Annotated in this window: 5 protein-coding genes; 3 read left to right on the top strand and 2 right to left on the bottom strand. The window is 60.6% G+C overall.

Features of this window, described 5'->3' with window-relative positions:
* Window positions 1-441 precede the first annotated feature (441 nt).
* Window positions 442-1,404 (top strand): zinc-binding dehydrogenase, encoded by a 963-nt coding sequence (locus HUU60_12835; GenBank protein NUL83582.1) that lies wholly within the window; start codon window positions 442-444, stop codon window positions 1,402-1,404.
* Here HUU60_12835 and xylB read toward each other — a convergent pair.
* Window positions 1,401-2,861, bottom strand: a complete 1,461-nt coding sequence (gene xylB / locus HUU60_12830) for a xylulokinase (GenBank protein ID NUL83581.1) — start codon at window positions 2,859-2,861, stop codon at window positions 1,401-1,403. The genes HUU60_12835 and xylB overlap by 4 nt on opposite strands.
* The gene (gene nth, locus HUU60_12825) at window positions 2,858-3,523 is read right to left on the bottom strand and encodes an endonuclease III (protein ID NUL83580.1); all 666 of its coding nucleotides are present in this window, start codon (window positions 3,521-3,523) and stop codon (window positions 2,858-2,860) included. The genes xylB and nth overlap by 4 nt, the downstream gene beginning before the upstream one ends.
* Window positions 3,524-3,581: 58 nt before the next feature.
* Between nth and HUU60_12820 the strand changes: the two genes are divergently transcribed.
* Both HUU60_12820 and HUU60_12815 read left to right on the top strand, forming a co-directional pair.
* Window positions 3,582-4,853, top strand: a complete 1,272-nt coding sequence (locus HUU60_12820; protein NUL83579.1) for an MFS transporter — start codon at window positions 3,582-3,584, stop codon at window positions 4,851-4,853.
* Window positions 4,854-5,100: 247 nt separating this feature from the next.
* On the top strand, window positions 5,101-5,496 hold the full coding sequence (locus tag HUU60_12815) for a hypothetical protein (protein ID NUL83578.1): 396 nt from the start codon (window positions 5,101-5,103) through the stop codon (window positions 5,494-5,496).
* The last annotated feature ends 812 nt before the right edge of the window (window positions 5,497-6,308 follow it).

The following is a 6,308-nucleotide window of genomic DNA, read 5'->3' as shown; positions in this document are numbered from 1 at the left end:
CAAACTCTGGCGAGTTTAGGGAGGGGAACGAAAGACAAGCTGGTTTTGAGGCCTGTCCGCGCTTACGGGCCGATCGGAGAACGAAACGGCGATCGACAACCCCCTCCCCTGTATCCCCTCCCCAAACTCTGGCGAGTTTAGGGAGGGGAACGAAAGAAACCAAGACCGCCAACGCACGCAGCTCAGGCGAGATTAGGAAGGCGAGTTGAACGGGATTCTTTCGATTTGTAGCACAATTTTGAGTACGAATCTGCCACCACCCCGCAGTTCGAGACTTTGCTTTTTCCCGCCAAGATGGTTGCGGTCGCCATACTGTTGGCAAGGCGACGCGCTCCAAGAGCGCGCGCACCTCCCGCTCGCAAACGAAAGGAGTAGGGCGCAGACGACTCGAATAGTAGCCCCATGCGCGGAGTCAGGTTTCATGAATTCGGTGATGCCCAATTGCTTCGGTACGAGACCGACATCCCCGAGCCGGTCGCATTAGAGGACGAGACGATCGTTACCGTCAAGGCCTGCGCGCTCAACCATCTGGACGTTTGGATTCGGCGCGGCGTGCCCGCCTATCAGACTCAACTTCCCCACATTCTGGGTTGCGACATCGCCGGAATCGACGCCGAAGGCAACAAGGTCTTGGTCAATCCCATCGTGGCGTGCGGCGTCTGCCGGTGGTGTCTGGCCGGACGGGACAATCTGTGTGCCAAGGGCGTCGTCATCGGCGCCGGGCGACCGGGCGGATATGCCGAACGGGTCGCCGTGCCCAAGCGCAATCTGCTTTCCATCCCAGAGGGCTGGAGTTGGGAAGAGGCCGCGGCGTTCCCCCTGGTCTCTCAGACGGCTTGGCATATGCTGGTCGCGTTGGCCGAGATTGAACCGGGCGAGTCGGTTTTGGTCATTGGCGGCGGCAGCGGCGTGGGCAGCGCGGCGATCCAGATCGCTCGGCACAAGAGCGCCAGCGTGATCGCCACGGCGGGCAACGAGACCAAGCGCGCGCGATGCGTCGAACTGGGGGCGAGCGCGGCGGTCGACCACTATGCAGAAGATTGGGCCGCACAGGCGAAGGAGGCGAACGGCGGCAAACTGTTCGATGTCGCGTTCGAGCATGTCGGCGGGCACATTTTTGAAGGTTGCTTGAAGCTGCTGGGCAAGGGCGGACGGCTGGTTACCTGCGGCGGCACGATTGATGCGCAGCCCAAAGCCGACGTGCGCTACCTCTTCTCGCGCGAACTCACGATCAAAGGCGGATTCATCGGGACGAAGCGAGATTTGGCGGAGGCGTTGGAAGCGGCAAGGCAGGGCGGACTGAAGCCGATCGTCAGTGAAACCCTCCCCCTGGAGAAGGCGCAAGAAGCGCATCGGAAGATTGAAGCCGGCGAGGTGTTTGGCAAGATCGCGCTGACCCTTTAAGGCTTAAACAACTCCTTCAACGCCGGATAGAGCCGTGTATAGAGAGATCGCGCATGGCCGTATAGACTCTCGCTCGGCTCGATGCGCGACTTTGTTCGTACTGTCGCTTGGCAGGCCGCCTCTACGCTCGGCCAAACGCCCGCCCCGACGCCCGCCAGTAGCGCAGCGCCAAATGCAGGACCCTCTTCCTGTTCAAGCGTCTCAATCGGCCTTCCCAGCAAATCGGCCAACATCTGCATCCAGAACCGGCTCTGCGCCCCGCCGCCCGTAGCCCGCACGGCAGACACCGCGGCGCCCGTAGTCCCCAACAGATCGAACAAATCGGCCAATCCAAAGGCGATTCCCTCGAACACGGCCCGTGCAAAGTGCGCCGCTCCATGGCTTAGAGTCGCGCCAAAGAAGACCCCTCGCGCATGAGGGTCGGGATGGGGCGCTCGTTCGCCCGCCAAATAGGGCAAAAAGACCAATCCGTCACACCCGGGCGGCACTTGCCCGGCCAGTTCGGCCAGTTCGGCGTACGATTTGCCCGGATAAAAGACGTCTCGAAACCATCGCAAACTGCCGCCCGCCATCAGCATCACGCCCATCGAGTGCCATGCGCCGGGCACGGCGTGGCAAAAGACGTGCGTTCGATACCCGGGATCCGGCACGGGCGATTCCAGCATGGCGAACGCTACACCGCTCGTGCCGATCGAACAAGACGCCGTCCCGCTCTCGACAATACCGGTTCCTATCGCCCCCGCCGCTTGGTCGCCCGCTCCGGCAACCACAACCGTGCTAACAGGGAGGCCGGTCGCTTCAGAAACAGAGCGCGCAATCTGCCCGGTCGGCTGGGGCGATTCGTAGGCCTTGGGGAACCGCTCCAAGGGCAAATCTAAAGCGTTCAGCACGGCGCTGGACCAATCCCGGTTCGGCACGTTGAAGAGGCAGGTTCCAGAAGCATCCGACACATCGGTCGCCAGCTCGCCGGTCAACTTGTACCGAATGAAATCCTTTGGCAGCAGCACATGGCGCACGCGGGCGAAGTTCTCCGGCTCGTGATTGCGCAGCCAAATGACTTTGCCCGCGGTAAATCCGGTTAGCGGCGGATTGAGCGTCTCGGCCAGCAGCGCGCCCCAGCCGACCCTTTCGGCGATCCAATCGCATTCGGCCGCCGTTCGCTGATCGCACCAGAGCAGCGCGGGCCGGACGACCTCGCCCGCCGAATCGAGAAAGACCGACCCGTGCATCTGGCCAGACAAACCTATCGCCTTCACATTCGCAAGGCGGTCTCGACCCAGCGCGCCCAACGCCTCCAGAGTCGCCGCCTGCCACTGTTCCGGCTCTTGCTCTGCCCATTGTGGCTTGGGCGTCAACAAGGGGTATTCGACCATATGCGAGGCGATGGCGAGTCCTTCTTCGTCAATGAGAAGCGCCTTGACGCCGCTGGTGCCCAGATCGATGCCAAGGAGACTCATGAGGTTGCTTTCGACGCTTTCTTAGGCTTGTCCTGCGTCGCCGACGGGCACAGATGGGCGACCGGACACTCGAAGCATTTTGGCCTGCGGGCGATGCAGACGCGACGACCGTGCCAAATTAGCAAGTGCCCAGCCTGAGTCCAACGGTCCTTGGGCAACAGGCGCATCAGGTCTTGTTCGATCTTGACCGGATCGTCCTGCTTTGTCCAGCCCAGCAGCTTGCTGATGCGCCTGACGTGCGTATCGACCACCATGCCGTCGCCGCCAAAAGCCACTCCCAAAATGACGTTGGCCGTCTTCCGGCCCACGCCGCGAAGCTGCGTCAATTCTTCCATCGTTTGGGGAACTCGACCGCCATGCTTGGCGACGATGTCCTGGCTCATCTGGATCAGGCTCTTGGTTTTTTGGCGAAAGAAGCCCGTGCTCTTGACAATGGCCTCGACGTCCAAAGGGTCGGCAACGGCCAACGCTTGGACATTGGGATAGGCGGCAAAGAGATGCGGCGTTACCTTGTTCACGCGCTCGTCGGTGCATTGAGCGCTAAGGATCGTGGCGCACAGCAGTTGCCATGGATCGCGGTGCTCCAAGGCGCATTCGGCATCGGGATAGGTCTGCTCTAGAATGCCAAGCGCTTCGATCGCTCGTCGTTTCTTTGCGCTCATGGTCTCCATATTATGGCCAGCCGCAGGAAGGCGGCATGCACGGGCGAAACTACCGCCCATGCGATGGAACGCGGGGCTTAATCGCTATCACTACCTCGTGTTGGCTATCGCGGCCATGGGTTGGATGTTCGACACCATGGATCAATGGCTCTACGTTTGGGCGCGGCAGAGCGCCGTGGCCGAACTATTAAAGGCCGAAACGACCGATCCCATAGTCAAGCAGGCGAGCGGCATCGTTCAAACGATCTTCTTGATCGGCTGGGCCACCGGCGGATTCCTCTTCGGAATCATTGGCGACCGGCTGGGCCGTGCCCGCACCATGGCGATCACCATCGCCATGTATGCCGGATTCACCGGGCTCAGCGGACTGTCGCAGGACATTTATCAGTTCGGGTTGTTGCGATTTTTGACCGGCCTCGGCGTCGGCGGCGAGTTTGCGGCGGGCGCCGCGCTAGTGGCCGAAGTCTTCCCCGACAGAGCGAGATCGACCGCTCTCGCCATCATGCAGAGCTGCTCGGCCATCGGCAACTTGGCGGCGGCGGGCATGAACTTCTTTGTAATGCCCGAGCTGGGCTGGCGGTGGATGTTCTTTATCGGCGCGGGGCCGGCGATCCTATTAGTGCTGATTCGACTGTTCATTAAAGAACCCAGCGCATGGCAGGCGGCCAAGGACGCAGCAGAGCGCGAAAAGCAAAAGGTCGGCAGCCTCATCGAGCTTCTTCGAGACCAAGCTTGGCGACACAGCACGTTGGTCGGGCTCGGTTTGACCACGGTGGCCGTGATCGGATTCTGGGGCATCAGCACCTGGACGCCCGATTTGATGCGCAGCGTGCTGAACCCGGATAAGCTTCCCGAGCTGACCAAACAGACGGAACGGCTGTCGAGCATTGGAGGAATGGCGCAGCAGGCAGGCGCGTTCTTTGGGCCGTTCGCCTTTGCCTATGTTGCCGCGCGATGGGGACGCAGGCCAGCGTTTGGGATGTCGTTCTTGCTCTGCCTGGTGGTCGCCCCGGCCACGTTTTATCTGACGACCTCGTTCGCCACGGCCATGATCTGGCTGCCCTTGTTAGGCTTTTCGATGCTGACGATATTTGGCGGGCTGGCGATCTATCTGCCTGAGCTTTTCCCAACTCGACTGAGAGCGACGGGCATCGGATTGTGCTACAACGGCGGGCGCTATCTGGCGGCGGCCGGTCCTTGGCTGTTTGGCGGGCTCAGCGGCGCTTACGGGTTTCAGTCGGCTGCGATGCTGGTCAGCAGCGTCTTTGTCGGGGGATTGGCCGTGGCGATAGTGGCGCGGGAAACCAAAGGACGGCCACTGCCCGAATGAAAAAGAGCGCCCGCCGAGCTGGACCGCAACGGCGAGCGCAGGCCCTCCCTTGGGAAGAGGTAGTTATCCGCTTGCATTCCTAAGAACAATTGCCAAGCGGCTCCAAGTTCCAGCGCCAATCCCCCCTAATTTTTCCAGGTTTGCCGCCGACAATTGAATCTGTCTCGTAGAACGAGGCGACGAACGTTTGAAAGCGACATTCGCGTCGGCGAACGCCGAGGACGACCCACTCAAAAAGGAGGCATCCATGCCAAACGTACTGTTTGTGTCCACGGACACGAATTTCACCAATTCGATCAGCAGCTCGCTTCCGACCGGCTTTACCGTCGTAAACACCACCGACACCGAGAGCGCCATGAGCGCGTTCAAGAGCGGGAATTACGACGCGACCTTCATTTTGTGGAGCACGCCAAACGGCACGACTGGGGATTTTGACGGCACAAACTTTGTCAATTGGGTTCGCAACACGGCCAATTCGACTTCGCCGCTGTTCATCGTGGTTCCCACCACCAGCAGCTCGAGCGCGCCATCGTGGCAGACGCCCCATAGCTTTGACGGCTACGTCATCTGGGACGGCAACGGCAGCTCGTTCCTCAACCAGGTGCGCGAGACCCTGAACCGTTTCAACATTCAGGCTGCCTAAAAAGCAACAACGATATAGACGTACATTCCGAGGCGCGAGATTGCATCCGCGCCTCGTTTTTTGTGCGTTGTATATTCGAAGAAGCTTCTTCGATTGCTTGCAGGGGAGCCCTTTGCCCTCTCCTCTTTCAAACGAACGTAGGGACAACTGTGCCGCGAGGCATGGCAAGGAGAGGGCGCTCGATCAAAACATTTCGCCTTGGGGTTTTTCGTTCCCCTCCCCAAACTCTGGCGAGTTTGGGGAGGGGATACAGGGGAGGGGGTTGGTCTTTGTCCGTTGCGTACTGCGTGTGGTTTGACGCGCTGAAACGCCGATGCCTCCGGGTGCCGCCGTTTGCATCTGGAGGCTTGTCATGCGAACAAGCGGTTAGCACTAGGAAGCGCGCCGATCTCCCAACCGCGCTAGCGCGGGAGAACCGGCAGCCTGCTTGATTTTCGTTCCCCTCCCCAAACTCTGGCGAGTTTGGGGAGGGGATACAGGGGAGGGGGTTGGTCTTTGTCCGTTGCGCACTGCGTGTGGTTTGACGCGCTGAAACGCCGATGCCTCCGGGCGCCGCCGTTTGCATCTGGAGGCTTGTCATGCGAACAAGCGGTTAGCACTAGGAAGCGCCCGATCTCCCAACCGCGCTAGCGCGGGAGAACCGGCAGCCTGCTTGATTTTCGTTCCCCTCCCTAAACTCGCCAGAGTTTGGGGAGGGGATACAGGGGAGGGGGTTTTCGATGCCTCCACACCCGCCGTTTGGTGTGGAGGCTTTGCGAACGATCAAACGGTCGGCATAGCAGCGCCCTGATCCCTAGATCCCCGCAGTCGTG

This window comes from Armatimonadota bacterium, from assembly GCA_013359125.1.
In the GTDB taxonomy this organism is placed as follows: Bacteria; Armatimonadota; Fimbriimonadia; order Fimbriimonadales; family GBS-DC; genus JABWCR01.
This window is presented reverse-complemented; position numbering and strand designations above follow the sequence as displayed.